General features: G+C 68.2%; 21 protein-coding genes. 13 read left to right on the top strand and 8 right to left on the bottom strand.

The annotated features are described in order from the left end of the window. Nucleotides 1-7 precede the first annotated feature (7 nt). A complete protein-coding gene (locus VZC37_RS18795) occupies nucleotides 8-784 on the top strand; it encodes an adenosylcobinamide-GDP ribazoletransferase (RefSeq protein ID WP_330434576.1) in 777 nt (258 codons plus the stop codon). A gap of 17 nt (nucleotides 785-801) precedes the next feature. Here the strand turns inward: VZC37_RS18795 and VZC37_RS18790 are convergent, their stop codons facing one another. Further along, complete coding sequence (locus tag VZC37_RS18790) at nucleotides 802-1,908, bottom strand: branched-chain amino acid aminotransferase (RefSeq protein ID WP_330434574.1); 1,107 nt, start codon at nucleotides 1,906-1,908, stop codon at nucleotides 802-804. Nucleotides 1,909-1,968: 60 nt separating this feature from the next. Next, entirely contained in the window at nucleotides 1,969-3,078 is a 1,110-nt protein-coding gene (gene gcvT, locus VZC37_RS18785) for a glycine cleavage system aminomethyltransferase GcvT (RefSeq protein ID WP_330434572.1), read from the bottom strand. Nucleotides 3,079-3,154: 76 nt separating this feature from the next. Here gcvT and VZC37_RS18780 point away from each other — a divergent pair, with 76 nt between their 5' ends. From VZC37_RS18780 to VZC37_RS18755, 6 genes are all read left to right on the top strand, one after another. After that, nucleotides 3,155-4,681, top strand: coding sequence for a leucyl aminopeptidase (locus VZC37_RS18780; protein WP_330434570.1), 1,527 nt, complete (start codon nucleotides 3,155-3,157; stop codon nucleotides 4,679-4,681). Nucleotides 4,682-4,847: 166 nt separating this feature from the next. Continuing rightward, entirely contained in the window at nucleotides 4,848-6,644 is a 1,797-nt protein-coding gene (gene sucB / locus VZC37_RS18775; RefSeq protein WP_330434568.1) for a 2-oxoglutarate dehydrogenase, E2 component, dihydrolipoamide succinyltransferase, read from the top strand. Between the two features lie 6 nt (nucleotides 6,645-6,650). Then, entirely contained in the window at nucleotides 6,651-7,535 is an 885-nt protein-coding gene (locus VZC37_RS18770; RefSeq protein WP_330434565.1) for a TIGR01777 family oxidoreductase, read from the top strand. Then, nucleotides 7,528-8,235, top strand: a complete 708-nt coding sequence (lipB, locus tag VZC37_RS18765; protein WP_330434563.1) for a lipoyl(octanoyl) transferase LipB — start codon at nucleotides 7,528-7,530, stop codon at nucleotides 8,233-8,235. The genes VZC37_RS18770 and lipB overlap by 8 nt, the downstream gene beginning before the upstream one ends. A gap of 2 nt (nucleotides 8,236-8,237) precedes the next feature. After that, nucleotides 8,238-9,308, top strand: a complete 1,071-nt coding sequence (gene lipA, locus VZC37_RS18760; RefSeq protein ID WP_431309456.1) for a lipoyl synthase — start codon at nucleotides 8,238-8,240, stop codon at nucleotides 9,306-9,308. A 146-nt stretch (nucleotides 9,309-9,454) separates the two neighbouring features. After that, nucleotides 9,455-10,195, top strand: a complete 741-nt coding sequence (locus VZC37_RS18755; protein ID WP_330434559.1) for a DUF4191 domain-containing protein — start codon at nucleotides 9,455-9,457, stop codon at nucleotides 10,193-10,195. Nucleotides 10,196-10,253: 58 nt separating this feature from the next. Here the strand turns inward: VZC37_RS18755 and VZC37_RS18750 are convergent, their stop codons facing one another. Continuing rightward, complete coding sequence (locus VZC37_RS18750; RefSeq protein WP_330434557.1) at nucleotides 10,254-10,754, bottom strand: RDD family protein; 501 nt, start codon at nucleotides 10,752-10,754, stop codon at nucleotides 10,254-10,256. 374 nt (nucleotides 10,755-11,128) lie between these two features. On the opposite strand from VZC37_RS18750, the gene glnA (VZC37_RS18745) reads away from it, so the two are divergent. The 4 genes from glnA (VZC37_RS18745) to VZC37_RS18730 all read left to right on the top strand — a co-directional run bounded on the left by glnA (VZC37_RS18745) (nucleotide 11,129) and on the right by VZC37_RS18730 (nucleotide 13,773). Beyond that, the gene (glnA, locus tag VZC37_RS18745) at nucleotides 11,129-12,562 is read left to right on the top strand and encodes a type I glutamate--ammonia ligase (protein WP_330434555.1); all 1,434 of its coding nucleotides are present in this window, start codon (nucleotides 11,129-11,131) and stop codon (nucleotides 12,560-12,562) included. Nucleotides 12,563-12,717: 155 nt separating this feature from the next. Continuing rightward, the gene (locus tag VZC37_RS18740; protein WP_330434553.1) at nucleotides 12,718-12,906 is read left to right on the top strand and encodes a hypothetical protein; all 189 of its coding nucleotides are present in this window, start codon (nucleotides 12,718-12,720) and stop codon (nucleotides 12,904-12,906) included. Nucleotides 12,907-12,964: 58 nt separating this feature from the next. After that, nucleotides 12,965-13,267, top strand: a complete 303-nt coding sequence (locus VZC37_RS18735) for a GlsB/YeaQ/YmgE family stress response membrane protein (protein WP_330434551.1) — start codon at nucleotides 12,965-12,967, stop codon at nucleotides 13,265-13,267. A 101-nt stretch (nucleotides 13,268-13,368) separates the two neighbouring features. Further along, entirely contained in the window at nucleotides 13,369-13,773 is a 405-nt protein-coding gene (locus VZC37_RS18730; RefSeq protein WP_330434549.1) for a hypothetical protein, read from the top strand. A gap of 21 nt (nucleotides 13,774-13,794) precedes the next feature. Here the strand turns inward: VZC37_RS18730 and VZC37_RS18725 are convergent, their stop codons facing one another. The 5 genes from VZC37_RS18725 to VZC37_RS18705 all read right to left on the bottom strand — a co-directional run bounded on the left by VZC37_RS18725 (nucleotide 13,795) and on the right by VZC37_RS18705 (nucleotide 21,407). Then, a complete protein-coding gene (locus tag VZC37_RS18725; protein ID WP_330434547.1) occupies nucleotides 13,795-14,451 on the bottom strand; it encodes a biliverdin-producing heme oxygenase in 657 nt (218 codons plus the stop codon). Next, complete coding sequence (locus VZC37_RS18720) at nucleotides 14,448-15,395, bottom strand: endonuclease/exonuclease/phosphatase family protein (protein ID WP_431309455.1); 948 nt, start codon at nucleotides 15,393-15,395, stop codon at nucleotides 14,448-14,450. The genes VZC37_RS18725 and VZC37_RS18720 overlap by 4 nt, the downstream gene beginning before the upstream one ends. After that, nucleotides 15,395-18,409, bottom strand: a complete 3,015-nt coding sequence (locus VZC37_RS18715; protein WP_330434543.1) for a bifunctional [glutamine synthetase] adenylyltransferase/[glutamine synthetase]-adenylyl-L-tyrosine phosphorylase — start codon at nucleotides 18,407-18,409, stop codon at nucleotides 15,395-15,397. Before VZC37_RS18715 ends, VZC37_RS18720 begins: the two co-directional genes overlap by 1 nt. A 49-nt stretch (nucleotides 18,410-18,458) precedes the next feature. Beyond that, nucleotides 18,459-19,799 carry a type I glutamate--ammonia ligase gene (gene glnA / locus VZC37_RS18710; protein WP_330434541.1) on the bottom strand — a complete coding sequence of 447 codons (1,341 nt, stop codon included), beginning with the start codon at nucleotides 19,797-19,799 and terminating at the stop codon, nucleotides 18,459-18,461. 84 nt (nucleotides 19,800-19,883) lie between these two features. Further along, a complete protein-coding gene (locus VZC37_RS18705) occupies nucleotides 19,884-21,407 on the bottom strand; it encodes an alpha/beta fold hydrolase (RefSeq protein WP_330434539.1) in 1,524 nt (507 codons plus the stop codon). A gap of 163 nt (nucleotides 21,408-21,570) precedes the next feature. Here VZC37_RS18705 and panB point away from each other — a divergent pair, with 163 nt between their 5' ends. Together panB and pip are read left to right on the top strand one after the other, a co-directional pair. Further along, a complete protein-coding gene (gene panB, locus VZC37_RS18700; protein WP_330434536.1) occupies nucleotides 21,571-22,437 on the top strand; it encodes a 3-methyl-2-oxobutanoate hydroxymethyltransferase in 867 nt (288 codons plus the stop codon). A 346-nt stretch (nucleotides 22,438-22,783) separates the two neighbouring features. Beyond that, nucleotides 22,784-23,758 (top strand): prolyl aminopeptidase, encoded by a 975-nt coding sequence (gene pip / locus VZC37_RS18695; protein WP_330434534.1) that lies wholly within the window; start codon nucleotides 22,784-22,786, stop codon nucleotides 23,756-23,758. Nucleotides 23,759-23,806: the final 48 nt, after the last annotated feature.

Raw genomic sequence — 23,806 nt, 5'->3', positions numbered from 1 at the left:
CCCGCCGATGCGGACTCCGGTGCAGGCCACCCATGTCGCACTGAGCTGGCTCACCGTCCTACCCCTCCCCCAGCCGACAGTCGAGATGAACCGCTCGACCGGGGCATCGGTGATGTCCGCAGTGCCGGTGGTCGGCGCCGTCCTCGGCGCGCTGGCCGTTGCGGTGGCCACTCTGCTCTCGCTCACCGACCTGCCCGCCACGCTGATCGGCGTCCTGATCGTCGCGACGCTTGCCGTGGCGACGCGCGGCATGCACCTCGACGGCCTCGCCGACACCGCGGACGGACTCGGGTGCTACGGCCCGCCCGAGCGGGTTGCCGAGGTGATGAAGAGCGGATCGTCGGGTCCGTTCGGGGTGGCGACGCTCGTCGTCGTGATGGCGGTCCAGGCCGTCGGTTTCGGTGCGCTCACCGAGCAACACCGTTGGTATGACATCGGTTTCGCGGTCGCCGTGGGACGGCTGGTGGCCGTCGTGGGTGCCCGCCGCGGACTCGCCGCCGCTCACACGGAGGGCTTCGGCGCTCTCGTCGCGGACAGTCAGCGGATCTCCATCGCGGTGTGGACTGCGGTCGCGGTGCTCGCCGCAGCCGCGACCGGTTGGGACACAGACGGTTTCACGACCGGGACAGCGGTGCAGGCCATCACGGTCGTCGCGGTCGTGCTGGTCGGCGGCTGGCTGTTCACCCGCCACTGCGCCCGCCGGGTCGGCGGCATGAACGGCGACATCCTCGGCGCCGGAATCGAACTGGGCGTCGCGATCGCGGTCGTCGGGCTACTGGTCTGAGACCGCGGCGTCCCGGGTCACCGGCGGTAGAGCTCGGTCATCCATCCGTGGGTGTCGGCGAAGGTGCCGCGCTGGATGCCGGTCAACGTGTCCCGCAACGCCTGGGTGACCGCACCGGCGGTGCCGTCGCCGATCAGGTAGTCCTCGGTCTCGCCCTTGACGCGGCCGACGGGCGTGATCACCGCGGCGGTCCCGCATGCGAACACCTCGGTGATGTCGCCGGACGCCACCCCTTTGCGGAGTTCCTCGGTGCTGATCCGGCGCTCGTCGACGGCGAATCCCGCGTCGGTCGCCAACTGCAGCAATGAGTCCCGGGTGATGCCGGGCAACAGTGAGCCGGTCAGCTCGGGCGTCACCAGTCGGGCGTCGGCACCGGAGCCGAAGACGAAGAACAGGTTCATGCCGCCCATCTCCTCGATGTAGCGACGTTCCACCGCATCGAGCCAGACCACCTGGTCACATCCGTTCTCGGTGGCCTGTCGCTGCGCGAGGAAGGCGGCCGCGTAATTGCCGCCGCACTTGGCGAATCCGGTGCCACCGGGGGCCGCCCGCACGTATTCGTTGGACAGCCAGACGCTGACCGGCTTGATACCACCGGTGAAGTAGGAACCCGCGGGCGAGGCGATGACGGAGTAGATGTACTGGCTCGACGGCGCGTTGACACCGAGTCCGGCCTGCGACGCGAACATGAACGGCCGCAGATACAGCGCTTCCTCACCGCCGGCCGCAGGGACCCACTCGTTGTCCGCGTCGAGCAACACCCGCAGCGAGGCGATGAAGTCCTCGACGGGCAGCGGCGGCATCGCGAGACGTTCGGCGGACCGCTGCAGGCGCAGACCGTTGGCGTCGGGGCGGAACGCCGCGATCGATCCGTCCGGCTGCCGGTAGGCCTTGAGTCCCTCGAAGACCTCCTGCCCGTAGTGCAGCACCATCGCCGACGGGTCGAGGGCGATCGGCCCGTAGGGGCGCACCTGCGCGTTGTGCCAGCCCCGGTCCGCGTCGTAGTCGACCATCACCATGTTGTCGGTGAAGTACTTGCCGAAACCGGGCGCGGCGAGGATCTCCGCACGACGATTCTCCGACACCGGGTGGGGATGCTCGGTACGCGTGAACTGCAAGGTCATTGGCCAATCGTACCGCCGGGCGGCAAACCGATTTCCGCGGCGTCGGCGGCGGGTCGCACCTCAGACGTGCGACGGCACGAACGGCGGGGTGACGACCTCGCACGGCAGGTCCCGGCCGCGGATGTCGACCACCACCTGATCGCCCTTGCCGACCCCGGAGTCGGTGGCGAGCAGCGCCAACGCGATCCCCTGTTTGAGGGTCGGCGAGAACGTTCCGGACGTGCACACACCGATCTCGGCCCCGTCCGCGCCGGCACGCACGACGCAGTCGGCCCGCGGCACGCCACGCCCGGTCGCCTTGAGGCCGTAGAGGCGACGCGACGGTCCGGCCGCCTTCTCGGCCTGGAGTGCCTCCCGACCGGCGAACTCCGGCTTCTTCCAGCCGACCGCCCAGCTCGCGCGGGCCTGCACCGGACTGATCTGCGGGCTCAATTCGTGGCCGTGCAGGGCGTAGCCCATCTCCGTGCGCAGGGTGTCGCGGGCACCGAGGCCCGCCGGCTGACCACCGAGGTCGCTGACGGCGCCCAACAGGACGTCGAACACCGCACCCGCGTCGGCCCAGCGCGGCAGGATCTCGTAGCCCCGTTCGCCGGTGTAGCCGGACCGGCAGACGCGCACGGGGACGGCCCCGGCCTGTGTCGACATCTCGGCGTCGGCGAACGCCATGTACTCCATGTCCGTCGGCAGCCCGACCGCCGCCAGCGCATCGGTGGCCTTCGGTCCCTGCACGGCGAGCACCCCGAAGTCGCGGTGCTGGTCGGTGACCGTGACACCGTCCGGCGCCCCCTCGGCGAGTTGGGCGACGACGGCGGCGGTGTTCGCGGCGTTGGGCACCAGGAACACCTCGTCGTCGCTCACCAGGTACGCGATCATGTCGTCGACCACGCCTCCGGATTCGTTGCAGCACAACGTGTATTGCGCCTTGCCCGGTGCGATCTTGGCCAGGTCGTTGGTGAGGACACGGTTGACGTATCCGGCCGCCCCCGGCCCCGCGACAACCGCCTTGCCCAGGTGACTCACGTCGAAGATGCCCACCGTCTCACGCACCGCGGTGTGTTCCGCGACGGTCCCGGCGTAGGACACCGGCATGTCCCACCCGCCGAAAGCGGCGAAGGTGGCACCCAGCGCCTCGTGGCGGTCGGCGATCGGTCCGGCGAGGAGTTCGGTCATGTCCTCAACCTTAGGACCCACCCGCCCGGACCGAACCGCGACGCCGCAATCGGTCACCATGGTTAGAGTTGGCACCGTGAGCAAGAACGACACCATCGACCGCGTACGCGGCCCGGAACTGGAAGTGGCCACCTCCCTCGGCAAGTCGGACGAGGCCCTCGTGATCGGACTGATCAAGCCCGGCGAGGACTCGGAGGCCGAGCCGACCCTCGTGATCGGCGACGGGGTCCTCGACGACGCGGCGGCCGACGCGATCACGGCAGCCGTCCGCCGGCTCGGCGCCACCGGCTCGCACGGCGAGGTCACCCGGCTGCCCGCCCCCGAAGGACTCCCCGTCGATGTCGTCGTCGCGGTCGGGCTGGGCAACGCCGACGACGTCGACGATGCGGAGAAGCTCCGTCAGGCAGCCGGTGTCGTCGCCCGCGAACTCGACGGAATCGACACCGTCGTCACCACCCTGTCCACGGTGGACCTGCAGGCGACCGCCGAGGGATTCTTCATGGGCGCCTACCGATTCGACACGTTCCGGTCCGACAAGACGCAGCCCAAGAAGGCGCCGCCGAGCCGTATCACGCTGATCGCCGACGACAAGAACAAGGCCACGAAGGCCGATCTCGAGCACGCCGCGGCGGTGGCCGACGCCGTCGCGATCGCCCGCGACTTCGTCAACACGCCGCCCAGCCACCTCTATCCGGAGGAGTTCGCCGAGCGTGCCCGCCGCCTGGGCAGCGCGGTCGGACTCAAGGTGGAGATCCTCGACGACACGGCCCTCGAGAAGGCCGGGTATGGCGGCATCATCGGCGTCGGCAAGGGGTCGTCGCGGCTACCGCGGCTGGTCCGGCTGATCCACACCGGCAAGAAGAACGCCAAGAAGGTCGCGCTCGTCGGCAAGGGCATCACCTTCGACACCGGCGGGATCTCGATCAAGCCCGCCGCCAACATGGAGAACATGACCTCCGACATGGGTGGGGCCGCCGCGGTCATCGCGGCCACCATCCTGGCGGCCCGACTCGATCTGGACGTGTCGGTGACGGCCACGGTGCCGATGGCGGAGAACATGCCGTCGTCGACCGCGCAACGGCCGGGCGACGTGCTGACCCAGTACGGCGGCGTCACGGTCGAGGTGCTCAACACCGACGCCGAGGGTCGGCTGATCCTCGCCGACGCGATCGTCCGTGCATGCGAGGACGACCCCGATTACCTCATCGACACCGCCACGCTCACGGGCGCGCAGATGGTCGCGCTGGGTGCGCGTACACCCGGGGTGATGGGGACCGAGGAGTTCCGCGACCGCGTCGCCGCGCTGTCCGGTGAGGTCGGCGAGAACGCGTGGGCGATGCCGCTGCCGACCGAGTTGCGCGCCGACCTCAAGTCGCGGGTCGCCGACCTGGCGAACGTGACCAATCACCGCAACGGCGGCATGCTGGCCGCCGGCATCTTCCTGAAGGAGTTCGTGCCCGAGTCCGTCGCGTGGGCGCACATCGACATCGCCGGCCCGGCGTTCAACACCGGGGGCCCGTGGGGGTACACGCCCAAGGGCGGCACCGGCGTCCCGGTGCGGACCATCGCACGGGTGCTCGAGGACATCGTTGCGAACGGCTGATGACCGTGCGGCGAAGTCAAGCCACACCACGTCTGTGTGACGCGATCCGGGTAGGGTGATCCGGGGACGGACGGCTCACCCGCCTCAGCCGTCTCGGTGCACCGTCGGCGCACACACCGCGGCGCGCAGACACACGACAACACCTCGAGTTCAGGAGTCAACAAAGATGGCCTTCTCCGTCGAAATGCCCGCCCTCGGTGAGAGCGTCACCGAAGGAACCGTGACCCGGTGGCTGAAGGAGGAGGGTGACACCGTCGAGGCCGACGAGCCTCTGCTCGAGGTGTCGACGGACAAGGTCGACACCGAGATCCCTGCGCCCACTTCGGGTGTGCTGACGAAGATCATCGCGCAGGAAGACGATGTGGTCGAGGTCGGCGGGGAACTCGCGCTCATCGGTGAGGAAGGCGAGCAGGCAGGCGGGGACGACTCCGATGGCGACGAGTCCGCGTCTTCCGGCGGCGACGAGCCCGCAGAGGCCGAAGGCGAGTCGGAGCCCGCGGAGTCGCCGTCGACCGACACCGACGCGCCGGCCGAGAAGCCATCGGCCGAGTCGTCCAAGGGTGGCGGGTCCGCCGAGGGCACCGACGTGGTGATGCCCGAACTGGGCGAGTCGGTCACCGAGGGCACCGTGACGAACTGGCTGAAAGAGGTGGGCGACTCCGTCGAGGCCGACGAGCCGCTGCTGGAGGTGTCCACCGACAAGGTCGACACCGAGATCCCGTCGCCGGTCGCCGGCACCCTGCTCGAGATCGTCGCGCAGGAGGACGACGTGATCGAGGTCGGCGGCAAGCTGGCCGTCATCGGTGATGCGTCGGCCGCGCCCGCGAAGAAGTCCGAGCCCGAACCCGAGCCGGAGCCCGAACCCGAGCCCGAGAAGACCGAGTCGAAGCCGGAACCCGAGCCGGAACCCGAGCCCGAGCCGAAGAAGGAGCCCGCGTCGGCTCCCGCCGCCGAGTCCGACTCAGTCACGGTGTCGAAGGGCGAACCGGACACGATGTCGTCGACGCCATATGTCACCCCGCTGGTCCGGAAGTTGGCCGCGGAGAACGACATCGACCTGAACTCCGTGAAGGGCACCGGTGTCGGTGGCCGCATCCGCAAGCAGGATGTGTTGGCCGCAGCCGACGCCGCCAAGGCACCGGCACAGCCTCCCGCCGAGCCCGCAGCCGCCACGCCGTCGACACCGGCCGCGTCGGCCGGATCGTCGCCCGAGATCAAGCCTGAGCTCGCCGAGCTGCGTGGCACCACGCAGAAGATCAACCGGATCCGGCAGATCACCGCCAAGAAGACCCGCGAGTCGCTGCAGACCAGTGCACAGCTCACGCAGGTCTTCGAGGTGGACATGACCAAGATCGTGTCGCTGCGCAAGCAGGCCAAGGAGTCCTTCAAGGCGTCCGAGGGGGTGAATCTCACCTTCCTGCCGTTCATCGCGAAGGCTGTCGTCGAGGCGCTCAAGGCGCACCCGAACGTCAACGCGTCGATCGACGAGGACAAGAAGGAGATCACCTACTACGACAAGGTGCATCTCGGCATCGCCGTCGACACCGAGCAGGGATTGCTGTCGCCGGTCATCCACAACGCCGACGACCTGTCGATCGCCGGGTTGGCACGCGCCATCGCCGACATCGCGGCCCGGGCCCGCAAGGGTGCCGGCGGCCTCAAGCCCGACGAGTTGGCCGGTGGCACGTTCACCATCACCAACATCGGCAGCCAGGGCGCTTTGTTCGACACGCCGATCCTGGTGCCGCCGCAGGCCGCGATGCTGGGCACCGGTGCCATCGTCAAGCGTCCGGTGGTCCTCACCGGCGACGACGGCTCGGAGTCGATCGCGGTGCGGTCGATGTCGTACCTGCCACTGACCTACGATCACCGGCTGATCGACGGTGCCGACGCCGGACGCTTCCTGACGACGATCAAGAAGCGTCTCGAGCAGGGCGCGTTCGCCGCCGATCTCGGCCTGTAGGACGCGATGCGGATAGCCGTCGCCGGCTCGCAGGGTCTGATCGGCTCCGCGGTGGTCTCCGCCTTACGCGAGGCGGGGCACACCGTGGTGCGACTGGTTCGCCGTGAGGCGTTGTCCGACGACGAGTTCAGTTGGGACCCCGAGACTTTCGGAGTTCCCGAGGAGAGCCTGGAAGGGGTCGACGCAGTGATCGGCCTCGGCGGGGTCGGCGTCGGCAACCAGCGGTGGACGGGCCGGTTCAAGCAGGAACTGCGCGATTCGCGGATCACCCCGACCGAGGTCCTCGCCGAGGCGGTGGCGTCCGCAGGCGTACCGGTGTTCCTCAGCGCCTCGGCCACCGGGTACTACGGCAACACCGGGTCGCACGTGGCGACCGAGTCGGACCCGGCCGGTGAGGGATTCCTCGCCGGTCTGGTGACCGACTGGGAGCACGCGGCGACTCAGAACGCCGGCAGCGGCACCCGGGTGGTACTCCTGCGCACCGCCCCGGTGCTGGCGAAAGACGGTGGTCTGCTGAGCCGCCTGCGGCCGGTCTTCTGGTTCGGTCTCGGTGGCGCGATCGGCAGTGGCGATCAGTACTTCTCGTGGATCAGCCTGCCCGACGAGGTGCGCGCGATCCTCTTCCTGCTCGACTCCCCGATCAGCGGCCCGGTGAACCTGTGTTCCCCGGGGTCGTTGCCGTTCGGCGAGTTCGTCAACGCGATGGGCCGGGCGATGCATCGCCCGACGATCCTGAAGGTGCCGGGTTTCGCGGCCAAGGCGGTCGGCGGCGAGATGGCCGAGGAAATGATTCTGTTCAGTCAGCGCGTTGCACCTGATGTGCTCACCGAACACGGTTTCTCGTTCCATCACCCGGACATCGACACCGCCCTCGGATACGTCCATGCGTGAGGCGTCGATCCGGTCGTCGCGCGAACCCATCGAGGTCCGTCGGCTCGACGGTTTCGTCGACTACCGCACGGCGTACGACCTGCAGCACCGACTGGCCACCGAGCGTGCCGACGGCACCCTCGACCACGACGTGCTGCTGCTGCTCGAGCATTCGTCGATCTACACCGCGGGCAAACGCACCGAGCCCGCCGACCGGCCCACCGACGGTTCACCGGTCATCGACGTGGACCGTGGCGGCCGCATCACCTGGCACGGTCCCGGCCAGCTGGTCGGCTATCCGATCATCCGTCTCGCCGAGCCACTCGACGTGGTCGAGTACGTCCGCCGACTCGAAGAGGCCCTCATCCGTGTGTGCGCGGACGTCGGGGTGCCCACCGGTCGTGTCGAAGGCCGTTCCGGAGTGTGGGTGGTCGACGACAGGGGCGAACGCAAACTCGGCCAGATCGGCATCCGGGTCGCTCGCGGTGTCGCCCTGCACGGGTTTGCGCTGAACGTCGACCCCGACATGTCCGCTTTCGAGGCGATCGTCCCGTGCGGCATCGCCGACGCCGGGGTCACGTCTCTCGCCCGGGAAGCCGGTACGCCACTCACCGTCGAGGGACTGATCGAACCGGTCGCCGCGGCCGTCTCCGCAGCCCTCGACCACCACCACCGCGCACCGGATGCACTGAGCACCACGGGCGTAGCATCGGAGCAGTGACTGTGTCCGCATCCTCTGACCACACGACCACCGCCCACACCCCGGGTGATCCCGCCACCGCCGCCGCCACACCTCCGGCCGGCCGCAAGCTCCTCCGCCTCGAGGTCCGCAATGCGCAGACCCCGATCGAGCGCAAGCCGAACTGGATCAAGACCCGCGCAACCATGGGGCCCGAGTACACCGAACTCAAGGGCCTGGTGAAGCGCGAAGGGCTGCACACGGTCTGCGAGGAGGCCGGCTGTCCCAACATCTACGAGTGCTGGGAAGACCGCGAGGCCACCTTCCTCATCGGCGGTGAACAGTGCACCCGTCGCTGCGACTTCTGCCAGATCGACACCGGCAAGCCGGCCGAACTCGACCGCGACGAACCCCGCCGTGTCGCCGAGAGCGTCCAGGCGATGGGCCTGCGCTACTCCACCATCACCGGTGTGGCCCGCGACGACCTGCCCGACGAGGGCGCGTGGCTCTACGCCGAGACCGTCCGCGCGATCCACCGGCTCAACCCCGGCACCGGTGTGGAGAACCTCATCCCGGACTTCCACGCCAAGCCCGACCTGCTCGCCGAGGTCTTCGAGGCCCGCCCCGAGGTCTTGGCGCACAACCTGGAAACCGTGCCGCGGATCTTCAAACGCATCCGTCCGGCGTTCCGGTACGAGCGATCCCTCGACGTGATCACCCAGGCGCGCGACTTCGGGCTGGTCACCAAGTCGAACCTGATCCTCGGTATGGGTGAGACGCCGCAAGAGGTGCAGTCGGCGATCGTGGATCTGCACGAGGCCGGGTGCGACATCCTCACGATCACGCAGTACCTGCGTCCCTCGCCGCGGCACCATCCGGTCGAGCGCTGGGTGAAGCCGGAAGAGTTCGTCGACCACTCGGAGTTCGCCACCGAGGTCGGGTTCGCCGGCGTGATGGCCGGCCCGCTGGTCCGCTCGTCCTATCGCGCGGGCCGCCTCTACGCGCAGGCGATGGCGCACCGCGGTGAGGAGATCCCACCGGCCCTCGCACATCTCGCCGACGAGGGGTCGGCCAGCCAGGAGGCCAGCAGCCTCCTGACGCGCCTGGCCCGCTGACCGACCGATCTCCAGTTCGTCCCCTGCAGTCGACCTCGCCTGCCCGAAACCTCCGCCGAAGGAACACGTGGCGGCCGGATGAACGACCGTCCGCGTCGTGCCGAACCGGCGACTCGGGCCATTGGACGGCGCCGTAAACTGGTCGCATGGCAAAGGCGCAAGACAAAGAGGCGAAAGCCGCAGCGAAGAAGGCCCGCAAGCAAGCGTCCAAGGAGCGACGCCAGCAGATGTGGCAGGCCTTCCAGATGCAGCGGAAGGAAGACAAACGGCTGATCCCGTACATGGTCGGCCTGTTCGTCCTCATCGTCGCGATCTTCGTCGGGCTCGGCCTGCTCTTCGGGTCCGTCTGGCTGCTGCTGCCGCTGGGCATCATCCTGGGTCTGCTCGCCGCGTTCATCCTGTTCGGACGTCGGGTGCAGAGCACCGTGTACAAGCGAGCCGAGGGACAGCCGGGGGCCGCCGGGTGGGCCCTGGGCAACATGCGCGGCCAGTGGCGCGTCAAGCAGGCGGTGTCGGGCAACGCCCACCTCGATGCCGTACACCGCGTCATCGGCAAGCCCGGTGTCGTCCTCGTCGGTGAGGGCTCCGCCAGCCGTGTGAAGCCGCTGCTCGCCCAGGAGAAGAAGAAGGTCGCACGCGTCGTCGGCGACACCCCGATCTACGAGATCGTCGTCGGCAACGACGACGGTCAGGTTCCGCTGAAGAAGCTGGAACGCCACGTCAACAAGCTGCCGAAGAACATCAACGGCAAACGGATCGACGCACTGGAGGGCCGCCTTGCCGCCCTCGGCGGACGCAATCAGCAGGGTCCGGGCATGCCGAAGGGTCCCATCCCCGGCAATGCAAAGGTGCGCAGCATGCAGCGGACGGCTCGTCGGAAGAGCTGACACCCACAGCCGAATTTTCCTGCGGCCGGACGACCGGCAGGCCTCACAAGAGGTGCGGTCAGCGCGACCGCACCAACGCCGTTCCGGTCGCCCGGTCATGCAGCGCACGACCGTTGTAGTCATTGATCAGTGCGGGCACGAGGAACACGATCAGCACCTGCCGGGCCAGCGCCCGCACGATGCCGACCGCGGCGACCGGCACCTCACCGGTCACCTCGGCCTCGGTCCTCGCCGGTCCATGGTCGACCCGGGCGACCCGGAGTCCGACGGCGAACTGTCCCGGGGTGAAGCCGAAGAGGCTCACTGCGACGACGCCGAGCACGAACCACACGCCGAGCACGGTGGTACCGATGTTGGGCGAACTGAAGGATACGAACAGCAGCGAGACGCCACCGGCGAGCAGCCAGTCGACCATCAGCCCGAGAACGCGGAGCCAACCGCCGGCCAGTGACCCGGGGCCCGTCTCGGGAAGTCCGAGATCCTCGCCGCGGTACGCCCCGCCCCCGCCTTCGGGCCCGATCTGCGGCCCGGAGAGCCACGACCCCGTCGCCCGGCCCATCAGCGCATCATCCCCGTGGGCGCTACGGGTGACAGGTACGACGGTGTCGGTGCGGGCATGCGTCCATCGTAGTGCGGGTGCGCCTGTGCCCTGGCCCACCCTCGACGTGCCTTCCCCACTGGTGGCCGGTGAACACCGCGGGCTATTCGGGGACTTGCGTGGTGCGCCGCGGAGCGGCATGGCATCGTTGCGATGCGGGACACCTTGTTGCCCGGACACCAGAGGTGTGTAACACAGGAGAAACATGCCCTTGACGGCCAGGCAACCTCGCGTCCATACGGTTCCAGCTGAGATCCGGCGCCGCGTCTCACGGTGCGGCGGATGAGTCGGGCCAGGTCGCTGGCCACCCGAACAAGTTAAGGAGTCACCGCACGGTGTACAGCAGCAAAGAAGAAATCCTCGAGGGCATCAAGAAAGAGGGCGTCGAGTACGTCGACATCCGCTTCTGCGACCTGCCCGGCGTGATGCAGCACTTCTCCATCCCGGCGTCGGCGTTCACCGAAGACATCTTCGAGGACGGCCTGGCCTTCGACGGATCGTCGGTGCGCGGCTTCCAGTCGATCAACGAGTCGGACATGATGCTGCTGCCCGACCCGGCCACCGCGCGGATCGACCCGTTCCGCAAGGCCAAGACGATGAACCTGAGCTTCTTCGTCCACGATCCGTTCACCCGCGAGGCCTACAGCCGCGACCCCCGCAACGTCGCCCGCAAGGCCGAGGACTACCTGGCCTCCACCGGTGTCGCCGACACCTGCTTCTTCGGCGCCGAGGCCGAGTTCTACATCTTCGACTCCGTCTCCTTCGGATCGGAGATGAACGGCACCTTCTACGAGGTCGAGTCCGAGTCGGGCTGGTGGAACACCGCATCGCCGACCGATCCCGACGGCAGCCCGAACCTCGGCTACAAGGTGCGCCCGAAGGGTGGCTACTTCCCCGTCGCCCCGTACGACCACTACGTCGACCTGCGCGACGAGATGTCGACCAACCTGCAGAACTCGGGCTTCGAGTTGGAGCGCGGCCACCACGAGGTCGGCACCGCCGGTCAGGCCGAGATCAACTACAAGTTCAACACCCTGCTGCATGCCGCCGACGATGTGCAGCTGTTCAAGTACATCATCAAGAACACCGCGTGGCAGAACGGCAAGACCGTCACCTTCATGCCGAAGCCGCTGTTCGGTGACAACGGCTCGGGCATGCACGCACACCAGTCGCTGTGGAAGGACGGCAAGCCGCTGTTCCACGACGAGGCCGGCTACGCGGGTCTGTCGGACCTGGCGCGCTACTACATCGGCGGCATCCTGCACCACGCACCGTCGCTGCTGGCGTTCACCAACCCGACGATCAACTCCTACAAGCGTTTGGTGCCCGGCTACGAGGCCCCGATCAACCTGGTCTACAGCCAGCGCAACCGCAGCGCATGTGTGCGTATCCCGATCACCGGCAACAACCCGAAGGCCAAGCGCCTCGAGTTCCGTTGCCCGGACAGCTCGGGTAACCCGTACCTCGCGTTCGCCGCGATGATGATGGCCGGGCTCGACGGCATCAAGAACAAGATCGAGCCGCACGAGCCGGTCGACAAGGACCTCTACGAGCTCCCGCCGGAGGAGGCCAAGAGCATCCCGCAGGCACCGACCTCGCTGGCCGCGGTCATCGATCGCCTCGAGACCGACCACGACTACCTCACCGCGGGTGGCGTGTTCACCGAGGACCTGATCGAGACCTGGATCGCGCTGAAGCGTGAGAACGAGATCGATCCGGTGCAGATCCGTCCGCACCCGTACGAGTTCTCGCTCTACTACGACTGCTGATCACCAGCACGGACATCGAGGGCGGCCGGGATCATCCCGGCCGCCCTTCGTCGTCTCACACACCGGCGATCAGGGAACTAGTACGCAGGTGATTGGTGTCACGTTAAGGCCCTTGTACCCTGCCGTTTCACTCGGATTCGAACTAGGTTGAGTCCATGAGCCGCACCAGATTCGTCGAAGACCTCACCCCCGGTGACCGCATCAGTGTCAACGGCATCCGCGCCGTGGTCCGCACACCCGCCACCAAGACCGACACCGATCAGCTCCTGCTGGAGCTCGTCAACAGCTCGGACGACAGCAACCAGATCCTGCTCGAGTCGGGCGCCAAGGTCGAGATCCTCTAGACACCCAAAATCGGCACCCGCGTTACCCGCTCGGGCTACTCTGCGGTCAGGAGGTGTCATGGACATCGGAAGTCTGATCGCAGCACTGGCTCTCGGATTCGTGTGCGGGGCCATCGCCCGCGCGCTCATCCCCAACGACGCGTTCAAGGACATGAGCGGGTGGAAGTCGTGGGCGACGTCAACCGCCCTCGGGCTTCTGGGCGCTCTGCTCGGCTACTGGATCTTCACCGGCCTGTTGGGGATCGGCGACGAGGACAAGTTCGACTGGGGTGGCCTGATCGGCGCCCTGATCGGGTCGATCATCGTGGTCGCCATCGGGTCGGCGGTCCTCAAGCGGATGGGCAGCGCTCGCCGCGTCTGACCGCGGTGCGCCCACGTTCTCGGCCGGTCCGCGATGACGCGTGGCCCGCGACACGGGCGCGGCGACACCGGAACCCGGCAACCGACATCTAGGATGAGCCCATGATCCGGATTCTTATCCGCACTCTCGTCTATCTGATCTCCGCGGCCATCGGGCTGTTGGTCGCGACGTGGATTCTCGACGACATGACGGTCCACTGGAGCGGTTTCATCATCGCACTCCTGATCTTCGCTGCGGCACAGACGATCTTGGGTCCGTTCATCTTCAAGTTCGTCAACCGCAATGCCGATGCGTTCATCGGGGGTGTCGGTCTGGTGTCCACCTTCGTCGCCCTGCTGATCGCGAGCCTCATCGGGAGCGACGGGATCGAGATCGACGGTGTGGAGACCTGGATCGCCGCGACGGTCATCGTCTGGCTGGTGACCGCGTTGGCCACCATGGTCGTCCCGTTCCTGCTGGTGAAGGCGGGGGTCACCCAGGCCCGGGAGAACCGCGCCGACGCCTGATCCGCCCGGTCGGGCGCCTGCTCAGCCTGCCAGTTCGGCGAACATCCGTTCGTTGTGCTCGAACGCCTCGACGGCCTCGTCGATCAGCGCCCGCATCTGCTCGGCGTCCAGCGGCAGCCGGTCGAGCGTCTCGCGGTATCCGTCCTTGTACCGCTTGAGTTTGTCGATCTCGTCGAACACGTAGAAGCTCAGCGTCTCGTCGGTGAGCCCGTAGTGCAGCTTCATCCGGCTCCGGATGACCTGCCCGCCACTGAGATCCCCCAGGTACCGCGTGTAGTGATGGGCGACGAAGCGGGCCGGATCGGTTCGGGTCGCCTCGATCGCCGCGACATATCCGGCGACCCCCGGCAACGGTGCCACACCGTCGGGATCGATCCCGAGTGCCGTCAGATCCGCGGTCAGGCGCGGCAGCCGGCGCAGCCGCTCGTCGACGACGGGTCCGGCGACGGCATCCCCGGCGAGCTCGTCGCCCACGGACTCCAGCGCGCGGTAGATGAAATACAGCTGCGCGGCCATGCGCCGGTATCCGGCCGCGTCGAGCCGCCCCGACATGAGGTCGTCCACGAAGGTGGCCCGCTCGGCCCGGTCGTGGGCCTCGGCGGTCGCCGAGCGCAGGCTCTCGGACACCGAACCCGAGGCGGCCTGATCGCGTCGCGAATCGTCAGATGTGGTCGTCATGGTGCCACCAGTGTTACCACCACGCCGCGATGGTCGGAACCCGGGAGGTCGAAGGTGTGCAGTGAGGTCGCGACGAACCCGCGGCTCATCACCCGGTCGATCGCGATCACCGGTCGGCCACCCGGCCGGTCCGTCGGGTAGGTCGGCGAGAACCCGGCCCCTGCCTGATCGGTCGCATCCACGAGCCCCTGTTCGAGGAGTCCGCGGTACCGGATGTGATCCCACGTCGCGTTGAAGTCGCCCGCGGCGATGATCGGTCCCCGCGGCACCGACGTCAGGTGACGATCGATGGCCGCCAGGTCGTCGCGCCAGATGTCGGTGCGTCCGGGCAGCGGAGCGCCCGGGTGCAACGCGAAGACCCTCGTGCCGGGCGCTCCGGGCAGATCCGTGGTGGCGCCGAGGTTGTGTAGCACCGTGCCCTCGACCTCGGCCTGCCCCGACAGTGGTGTTCGGCTGAACAAGCCGGTGCCGAGCGCGGTGTGGGCGGCGACGACGTAGTCGTACGGGAGGAGCTCGGCGACGTCACTGTCCCGGAGTCGCTCCAAGGCCTCCGGGGTCAGCTCCTGCACGGACAGCAGATCCGCGTCGACAGCGCGCACCCGGGCAGCGAGGGCGTCGACGTCGGCGCCGCCGAACAACAGGTTCGCGGTGACGACGGTGATCGGCTCGCCGGCGGGTGCGGCCTGCGCCCGGAACAGCGGAGCCTGTCCGTAGCAGAGCGCCGCGGTCACCACGACCGCCAGCGCCAACAGGATCCATCGTCGGGTGGCGGCGAAGATGACCAGTGCGGCCACCCCGGCGATCAGCGCGAACGGTACGGCACTCGTCAGGTAGACGGTGATCTCCCCGCGTGAGGGGAAACGGTGCAGCCACACCGCGACAGCGGCTGCGGCCAGCAGAACCCATCCGGTCAGCAGCAGCACGAACCGGACGATCCGCCCGATCACGCGCCGAACACTTTGCGGACCACTGTCTTCGCCCGCCGGGTCACCCGCAGATAGTGCTCGAGAAACTCTGCGGCCTGGTCCTCGGGCCACCCCGCCGCGTAGGCGACCGCTCGCAGCTGCGCGCCCGGCGCCGGCAGCTGGTCGACCGGTTTGCCGCGTACGAGAACCAACGCGTTGCGTGCCTTGGTGGCGGTGAGCCACGCCTCCTTCAGCTGTGCGACGTCGTTCTCGCCGAGCAGCTCCACCGAACCGATCGCGTCGAGCGACTGCAGGGTGGACGTGTTGTGCAGCGATTCGTACCGATGGGCGTGGCGGAGCTGGATCAACTGGACCGTCCACTCGACGTCGGCGAGTCCGCCGCGGCCGAGCTTGGTGTGGGTGGCCGGGTCGGCGCCGCGCGGCAGCCGCTCGGAGTCCACCCGAGCCTTGATCCGGCGGATCTCCTTGACCGCCTCGGGCGACACGCCACCCTCGGGGTAGCGGATGCGGTCGGCCATGTGCAGGAAGTCGATTCCGAGTTGTTCGTCACCGGCGACCTGGTGTGCACGCAGCAGCGCCTGGATCTCCCAGGGCTGGGCCCACTGCTCGTAGTAGGCGGCGTAGGCGGCCAGCGTTCGCACCACCGGCCCGTTGCGTCCCTCGGGCCGCAGTCCGGTGTCGACCTCCAGCGGCGGGTCGTCGCTCGGCGAGCCCAGCATCGACCGGACCTTCTCGGCGATCGTCTGCGACCACCGGACGGCGAGCGCCTCGTCGGCGTCGGGCTCGGGCTCGCACACGAAGAGCACGTCGGCATCCGACCCGTAGCCGAGCTCTCCCCCGCCGAGGCGGCCCATGCCGATGACCGCGATCCGCGCCGGCGCGGCCTCGCCTCGGTCGCGTTCGGACTCCGCGATCACCACTGTCAGTGCGGCATTGAGGACCGCGGCCCAGACACTCGACAACGCTGCGCAGACCGCGGGCACGTCCATCAGGCCGAGGATGTCCGCCGAGGCGATCCGCGCGAGTTCGAAGCGGCGATGCGACCGGGCGGCCGCGACCGCACGCTTCAGGTTCGGCTGGCGAACGGTCGACGCGATCAGTCCCTTCGCGACGTCCTCCGGGCGCGGTTCACAGAGCTTCGGCCCGTTGGCGCCGTCGGAGTAGAGGTGGATCACCTCGGGTGAGCGCATCAGCAGATTCGCGATGTACTCCGACGTGCCCAGCACGTGCATCAGGCGTTCGGCGACGACACCGTCGTCGCGCAGCAGCCGGATGAACCACTCGGCCTCATCCATCACATCGCACAGCCGGCGGTAGTTGAGCAGACCGGCATCCGGGTCAGGGGTGTTGCCGATCCATTCGAGCAGCGACGGCAGGATCAGCAACTGGATCTGCCCGCGGCGTCCCGCTGCCGACGCCAGCGCGCGGATATGACTCAGCGCCCGTTCGGGTTTGGCGTAGCCGAGCGCCGACAGCCGGCGCTCGGCCGACTTGTCGGTGAGGGTGAGCTCATCGGTGTTGAACCGTGTTGCCGCCTCCAGCAGCGGACGATAGAAGAGCTTCTCGTGCAGCCGCCGGATACGCGCCTTCTGCCGGGTGAGCTCTTCGCGCAGCACGGTGGTGGCGTCACGCTCGCCCTCGGGGCGGATGTGCGCCGCCCGCGCCAGCCACCGCATGTTGCCGCCGTCGTCGAACGCGGGCAGCATGTGCGTCCGCGCCAGGCGCTGCAGCTGGAGGCGATGCTCCAGCAACCGCAAGAACTGGTAGGACGCAGTGAGATTGGCGCCGTCGTCACGACCGACGTAGCCCCCGGCGGTCAACGCCGTCAACGCGTCGACCGTTGCCTTGGCGCGGATCTCCTCGTCGACGCGGCCGTGCACCATCTGCAGCAACTGGACGGCGAACTCCACGTCGCGCAGACTGCCACTGCCGAGTTTGAGATTGCGGTCGCGCAACTCCTCGGGGACCAGCGACTCGACGCGACGGCGCATCGCCTGAACCTCCGGGACGAAGTCCTCACGCTCTGCGGCCGTCCACACCATCGGACTCAGGGCGTCGACGTAGTCGCCGGCGAGTTGCATGTCGCCGGTCATCGGACGCCCCTTGAGCAGCGCCTGGAACTCCCAGGTCTTGGCCCACCGGCGGTAGTAGGCGACATGCGACTCCAGCGTCCGGGTCAGCGCCCCGGACTTGCCTTCGGGACGGAGCGCGGCGTCGACGTCGAAGAACGCCAGCGAACCGACGCGCATCATCTCCCCGGCGATGCGAGCGGCCGTGCCGTCGGCGGGTTCGCTGACGAACACGACGTCGACGTCGCTGACGTAGTTCAGTTCCCGCGCACCGCATTTGCCCATCGCGATGACCGCGAGGCGCACCGGCAGCTCCTTGTCGCCGCACACCTCGGTGATCGCGACGGCGAGCGCAGCCGTCAGTGCCGCGTCGGCGGCGTCGGCGAGGTATCCGCCGACCTCGGGGAGGTAGAGCACCGGCTCGTCCTCGACGGTGGGCGCGAGGTCGTGGGCGGCCAACTCCAGCAGCAGGTTGCGATACGCGATCCGCAGTGCGACAACGGCCTTGGGTCCGGTGGTCGCGGCACGAAAGAGTTTGTTGCCCTTCTCGATCTCACCCGGCTCGGGGGTCGCGCCGACCGCACCGAGCATCCGCTCGTTCATCTCGTCGACCGACGGCAGATCGGCCGATCGCAGCAGTTGCCACGCCTCCGGTTCGGCGACGAGGTGGTCGCCGAAGGCGTCCGAGGAACCGAGAACGGCGAACAGTCGACCGCGGAACCCGCGATCGGTGCGCACCAGCCGGTCGAGCTCGGCCCAATCAGGGGCGTCGATCTCCCCCTTCATCCGGATCAGCGACCGCAGTGCCAGGTCGGCGTCCGGAGCGCGCGAGAGCGACCACAAGACATCGACCGCGTCGTCGTTGTCCCAACCGAGATCGGCGAGATGCCCCGGGGCGGAGTTCTCGAGCAGCCCCAGCCGCCCCGCGCTGGGCACGCGGCCGCGTCCGCGAAGTGAAGTCACACACCAAAAGTAGCGGGCCGACCCCGAAGCCTCTCAACCAGGTGAGGTGTCAGAGAGGCAGGTAGCTCTTCAATTCGAACGGGGTGACGAGGCTGCGGTAGTTGGTCCATTCGGTCCACTTGTTCCGCAGGAAGTAGTCGAAGACGTGTTCGCCCAGCGCTTCGGCGACGAGTTCGGAGTTCTCCATCTCGGTCAGCGCCTCGGCCAGGCTTCCCGGGAGTTCCCGGTAGCCCATCGCTCGGCGTTCCGCCGGGGTCAACGCCCACACGTCGTCCTCGGCCTCCTCCGGCAACTCGTAGTCCTCGGCGATGCCCTTGAGACCGGCGGCGAGCAACACCGCGAACGTCAGATACGGGTTGCAGGCGGAATCCGGGCTGCGCACCTCGACGCGGCGCGACGACGCCTTGTTCGGGGTGTAGAGCGGCAGGCGGATCAACGCGGACCGATTGGCGCCGCCCCAGGTGGCCGCGGTGGGCGCCTCACCGCCGTGGATCAGTCGTTTGTACGAGTTCACCCACTGGTTGGTGACGGCGCTGATCTCGCTGGCGTGGTGCAGGATTCCCGCGATGAACTTCTTGCCGGTGGCCGACAGCTGCATCGGGTCGTCCGGGTTGTGGAACGCGTTGGCGTCCCCCTCGAACAGGCTCATGTGGGTGTGCATCGCCGAACCGGGATGCTCACTGAACGGCTTGGGCATGAACGTCGCCCATACGCCCTCCTCGATCGCGACCTCTTTGACCACGTAGCGGAACGTCATCACGTTGTCGGCCATCGACAGGGCGTCGGCGTAGCGCAGGTCGATCTCCTGCTGGCCGGGTGCGCCCTCGTGGTGGGAGAACTCGACCGAGATGCCCATCGATTCCAGCGCCTCGATCGCGTGGCGCCGGAAGTTCGGAGCGGCGTCGTGCACGGCCTGGTCGAAATAGCCGCCCGTGTCGGCCGGGGTGGGCACGCTGCCGTCGAGAGGTGCGTCCTTCAGCAGGAAGAACTCGATCTCCGGGTGGACGTAGCAGCTGAAGCCCTGATCGGCCGCCTTGTTCAGCTGGCGGCGCAGCACGTGCCGCGAGTCCGCCCAGCTCGGGGTGCCGTCGGGCATCGCGATGTCGCAGAACATGCGCGCCGAGTGGTGCCGCCCGGTGGATGTGGTCCACGGCAGGATCTGGAACGTGGACGGATCGGGCTTGGCGACGGTGTCGGCCTCCGAGACGCGGGAGAACCCCTCGATCGCCGATCCGTCGAAGCCGATACCCTCAGCGAAGGCTCCCTCGAGCTCGGCCGGCGCGATCGCCACTGACTTGAGATAGCCGAGGACGTCGGTGAACCACAGCCTCACGAATCGGATGTCGCGCTCTTCCAGGGTCCGCAGCACGAATTCCTTTTGGCGATCCATGACCCGGACATTAGAAGTACGCTGTTAAATCCGTGTTACATGCACAAGACAGGCTCAGTGTTCAGCGCTTTTGCGACATGCATCTCAGCATCTGAGATCGCCTGGTGATTCTGTGGGATCACCGAGATAGGTCGCGACGGCGTCGTCGACACACCGATCACCCGCGAACACTGCCGTGTGGTCGTGACCGCTCACCGTGATCAGATCCGCCCCTGCCTCCCGGGCGAAGTCGGCACCGGTCTCGTACGGCGTCGCCGGATCACCGGTGGTCGCCACCACCAACGGCGTCGGGGCCGCCGACAGCAACCCCGCGCCGACCACATCGCCGGACAACGGGTCGGCCGGCGTCCAATAGTCACAGAGTCCCGTCGGCCCCTGCCCGGTACCGCGACCGTCATCGCCGAACGGCGCCGCGGCCCGCGTTCGGCGGTCGAGTTCGTCCCAGCGCTCGGGATCGTCGATCCGCCGGTCGTCGGCGCAACTGATCGCGAGGAAAGCATCCTGGCGATGGTCGTAGCCGCCGTCGGCGTCGCGACCTTCATAGGCATCGGCCATTCGCATCAGACCGGACCCGTCACCTCCGGCCAGTGCCGCGAGGGCCGCACGCAGCTCGGCCCACCGGGACCGCTGATACAGGGCGTCGATCGTCGCGGTCTCCGCGTCACCGACCGAGAGCGCACGGTCACCGACGGGTAGCGGGTCGGCGATCAGCGGCGTCACCAGCTCCCGGTACTCGCCGACCGCCCGATCCGGTCGGTCGCCCAGTGGGCATTCCGATCGCGTCGCGCAATCGCGCGCGAACGCATCGAACGCCCCCTGGAATCCGGCCATCTGCTCGACGACGGCATCGACGGGATCCTCGTCCGGCTCGACGACCCCGTCGAGAACCAGCGCCCGCACACGCTCGGGATGGCGCTGCGCATACTCGATGCCCAACCGGGTGCCGTAGGAGTACCCGAGATAGGAGATCTCATCCACCTCGAGTTGTCGGCGCAACTGTTCGAGATCGGACACCGCGTATGCCGTGCCGACCCGCGCGAGGAAATCGGCACCGACCCGCTCGCGGCACCGGTCCGCCACCGTGCGCCGATGGCTCTCGATGCCGGCGATGCCCGCAGCCGATCGGAGCCCGAGGTCCATCGCCCGCTCCGCATCCCGCTCGGCGTCGGTGCGGCAGACCACCGCCGGACGAGAGGCCCCGACGCCCCGTGGATCGAACGACACGACATCGTGGTCGACACTGAACGGCTGCGAGGCCAACACCGCGGCGGAGCCCGACAGTGCACGGACACCGGATCCGCCGGGCCCACCCGGATTGATGACGAGCGTGCCGCTGCTCGATCCGGCCGCCGCCAGTCGCGCCACCGCAAGCGTGACCATGCCTGCGTCGGGATCGTCGGGGTCCAACTCCACGGTCAAGCGCCCACACGTCACCCGATGGGCGACCGATGCCGGGATCGCGGCCGGCGCGACACCGTCGCCGGGACCACAACTGTGCCAGTCGAAAGCACCGTCCGAGGGCATCGCACGGCATCCGCTGAGCACCGCGATGGCGACGAGTGCCGCGATCACGGCCGCACGCAGATTCGCGGTGCCGGTGCAGGTCATGGGTGCGATCGTACGAGGGCCGCTCGCCGGTCCGAGCACCGACGTGTGAGAAAAACCACAGGTCAGTGACGTGTGATGACGTGTGACCCGATGACAGAATGGGAATGTCCAGCCCCATCCCGGGTACCTGCACGGCAGGACTCGAGGCAGAAAAGAGACAACGATGTCCGAAACTTCGGTGTATGGCGCATCCAGCCCCGTCGCGGGCGATTCCTCGTCGGTGACCCCTCGGCGTCGCCGACCCACCCGTGTCCAGCATCTCGCGCAGATGAAGGCCGACGGCGAGAAGTGGTCGATGTTGACCTGCTACGACTACTCGACCGCGCGCATCTTCGACGCCGCGGAGATTCCCGTACTCCTCGTCGGCGACTCCGCCGCCAACGTCGTCCTCGGCTACGACACCACCATTCCGATCACCGTCGATGAACTCATTCCGCTGATCCGGGCCGTCGTCCGCGGTGCTCCGCATGCCCTCGTCGTCGCCGACCTCCCGTTCGGCAGCTACGAGGCCGGCCCCCAGCAGGCGCTCGAATCCGCCATCAAGGTGTTCAAGGAGACCGGTGCACACGCGGTCAAGCTCGAGGGCGGCGAGCGTGTCGCCGATCAGATCGCGGCCCTCACGGCGGCAGGCATCCCCGTCATGGCGCACATCGGCTTCACGCCGCAGAGTGTCAACGGTCTCGGTGGCTATCGCGTCCAGGGACGCGGCGATGCCGGCGACCAACTCGTCGCCGACGCGATCGCCGTCCAGGAGGCCGGTGCGTTCGCCGTCGTGATGGAGATGGTCCCCGCCGACCTCGCCGGCCAGATCACCCGCAAGCTCACCATCCCGACCGTCGGCATCGGCGCGGGCAACGAGACCGACGCACAGGTGCTCGTGTGGCAGGACATGGCGGGATTCACCCACGGCAAGACCGCCAAGTTCGTCAAGCGATTCGCCGACATCGGTTCGGAGTTGCGCTCGGCGGCAGAGCAGTACGCGGACGAGGTGCGCCGCGGAACGTTCCCCGCACCCGAGCACAGCTACTGACCCGTCCCCCGCTCGCTGAGGAGCGGGTGAGCCTGCGTAACCCCTGCTCGCTGAGGAGCGGGTGAGCCTGCGAACCCGCGTCACGAAGCGCCCCCCGCCCAATGAGGAGCCGGTGAGCTTGCGAACCCGCGTCACCCCTGCTCGCTGAGGAGCGGGTGAGCCTGCAAGTCCGCGTCACGAAGCGCCCCTTCGTGACGCCCTCCGCAAGCTCCGGGCTCCTCAGGGATCGTGTGGGCTCGCCCTCCGCAAGCTCCGGGCTCCTCAGGGATCGGTACGCCCTAAGGGATCGGGTGCCCGCCCTCAGGGATCGGTGAGCCGGTTCTCGACCACGCTCTAGGGTTGGCCCATGCGCGACTTCTACCCGCCGATCGAACCGTACGAGCACGGCCACATCGACGTCGGCGACGGCCAACAGATCTATTGGGAGACCTCCGGCCGCCCCGACGGCAAGCCGGTGGTGTTCGTCCACGGCGGTCCCGGCGGCGGCACGTCGCCGGATCAGCGCCGATTCTTCGACCCCGAGCGCTACCGCATCGTGCTGTTCGATCAGCGTGGTTGCGGACGGTCGCGCCCGCACATCGCCGACGGCGCCGACCTGTCGGTCAACACCACGGCGCACCTGATCGCCGACATGGAAAGTCTGCGTGAGCATCTCGGCATCGCGCGATGGCAGGTGTTCGGTGGTTCGTGGGGTTCGACCCTCGGTCTGGCGTACGCGCAAACGCATCCCGACCGGGTGACCGAACTCGTTCTGCGCGGCATCTTCCTGCTGCGGCGCAGCGAGATCGACTGGTACTACAACGGCGGTGCCGCGCACATCTTCCCCGATCTGTGGGAGTCCTACCTGGCCCCCATCCCCGAGTCCGAACGCGACGGTGACCTCGTCGCCGCCTACCACCGGCTGCTCACGTCGGCCGACCGCGACGTCGCGCACACCGCAGCGAGTGCGTGGACCGGCTGGGAACAGGCGACGAGCTACCTGCTGCCCAAGAAGCCCGACGACAACGCCGGAATGGATGCGGGGAACCCGCGTTTCGACCTCGCCTTCGCCACCATCGAGAACCACTACTTCGTCCACCACGGCTTCCTCGACGACGGCCAGCTGCTGGCCGACATCGACCGGATCGCCCACATCCCCGGGGTCATCGTCCAGGGGCGCTACGACGTCGTCTGTCCGATGCGCAGCGCATGGGACCTGCATCGGGCGTGGCCGCAGGCCACCCTGCACGTCGTCGACGACGCCGGGCACGCCTCGTTCGAGCCCGGTATCCGGCACCACCTGATCACGGCGACCGACGACTTCGCAGGTCGCTCCGCATGATCGGAGACCCGCAACACTAGACTCGGCACGACGAACGGGCGCGAAGAA

It is taken from the genome of Gordonia sesuvii (assembly GCF_036350415.1).
GTDB lineage: Bacteria > Actinomycetota > Actinomycetes > Mycobacteriales > Mycobacteriaceae > Gordonia > Gordonia sesuvii.
The sequence above is the reverse complement of the archived record's forward strand: the minus strand, read 5'-3'. Positions and strand labels throughout refer to the sequence as shown.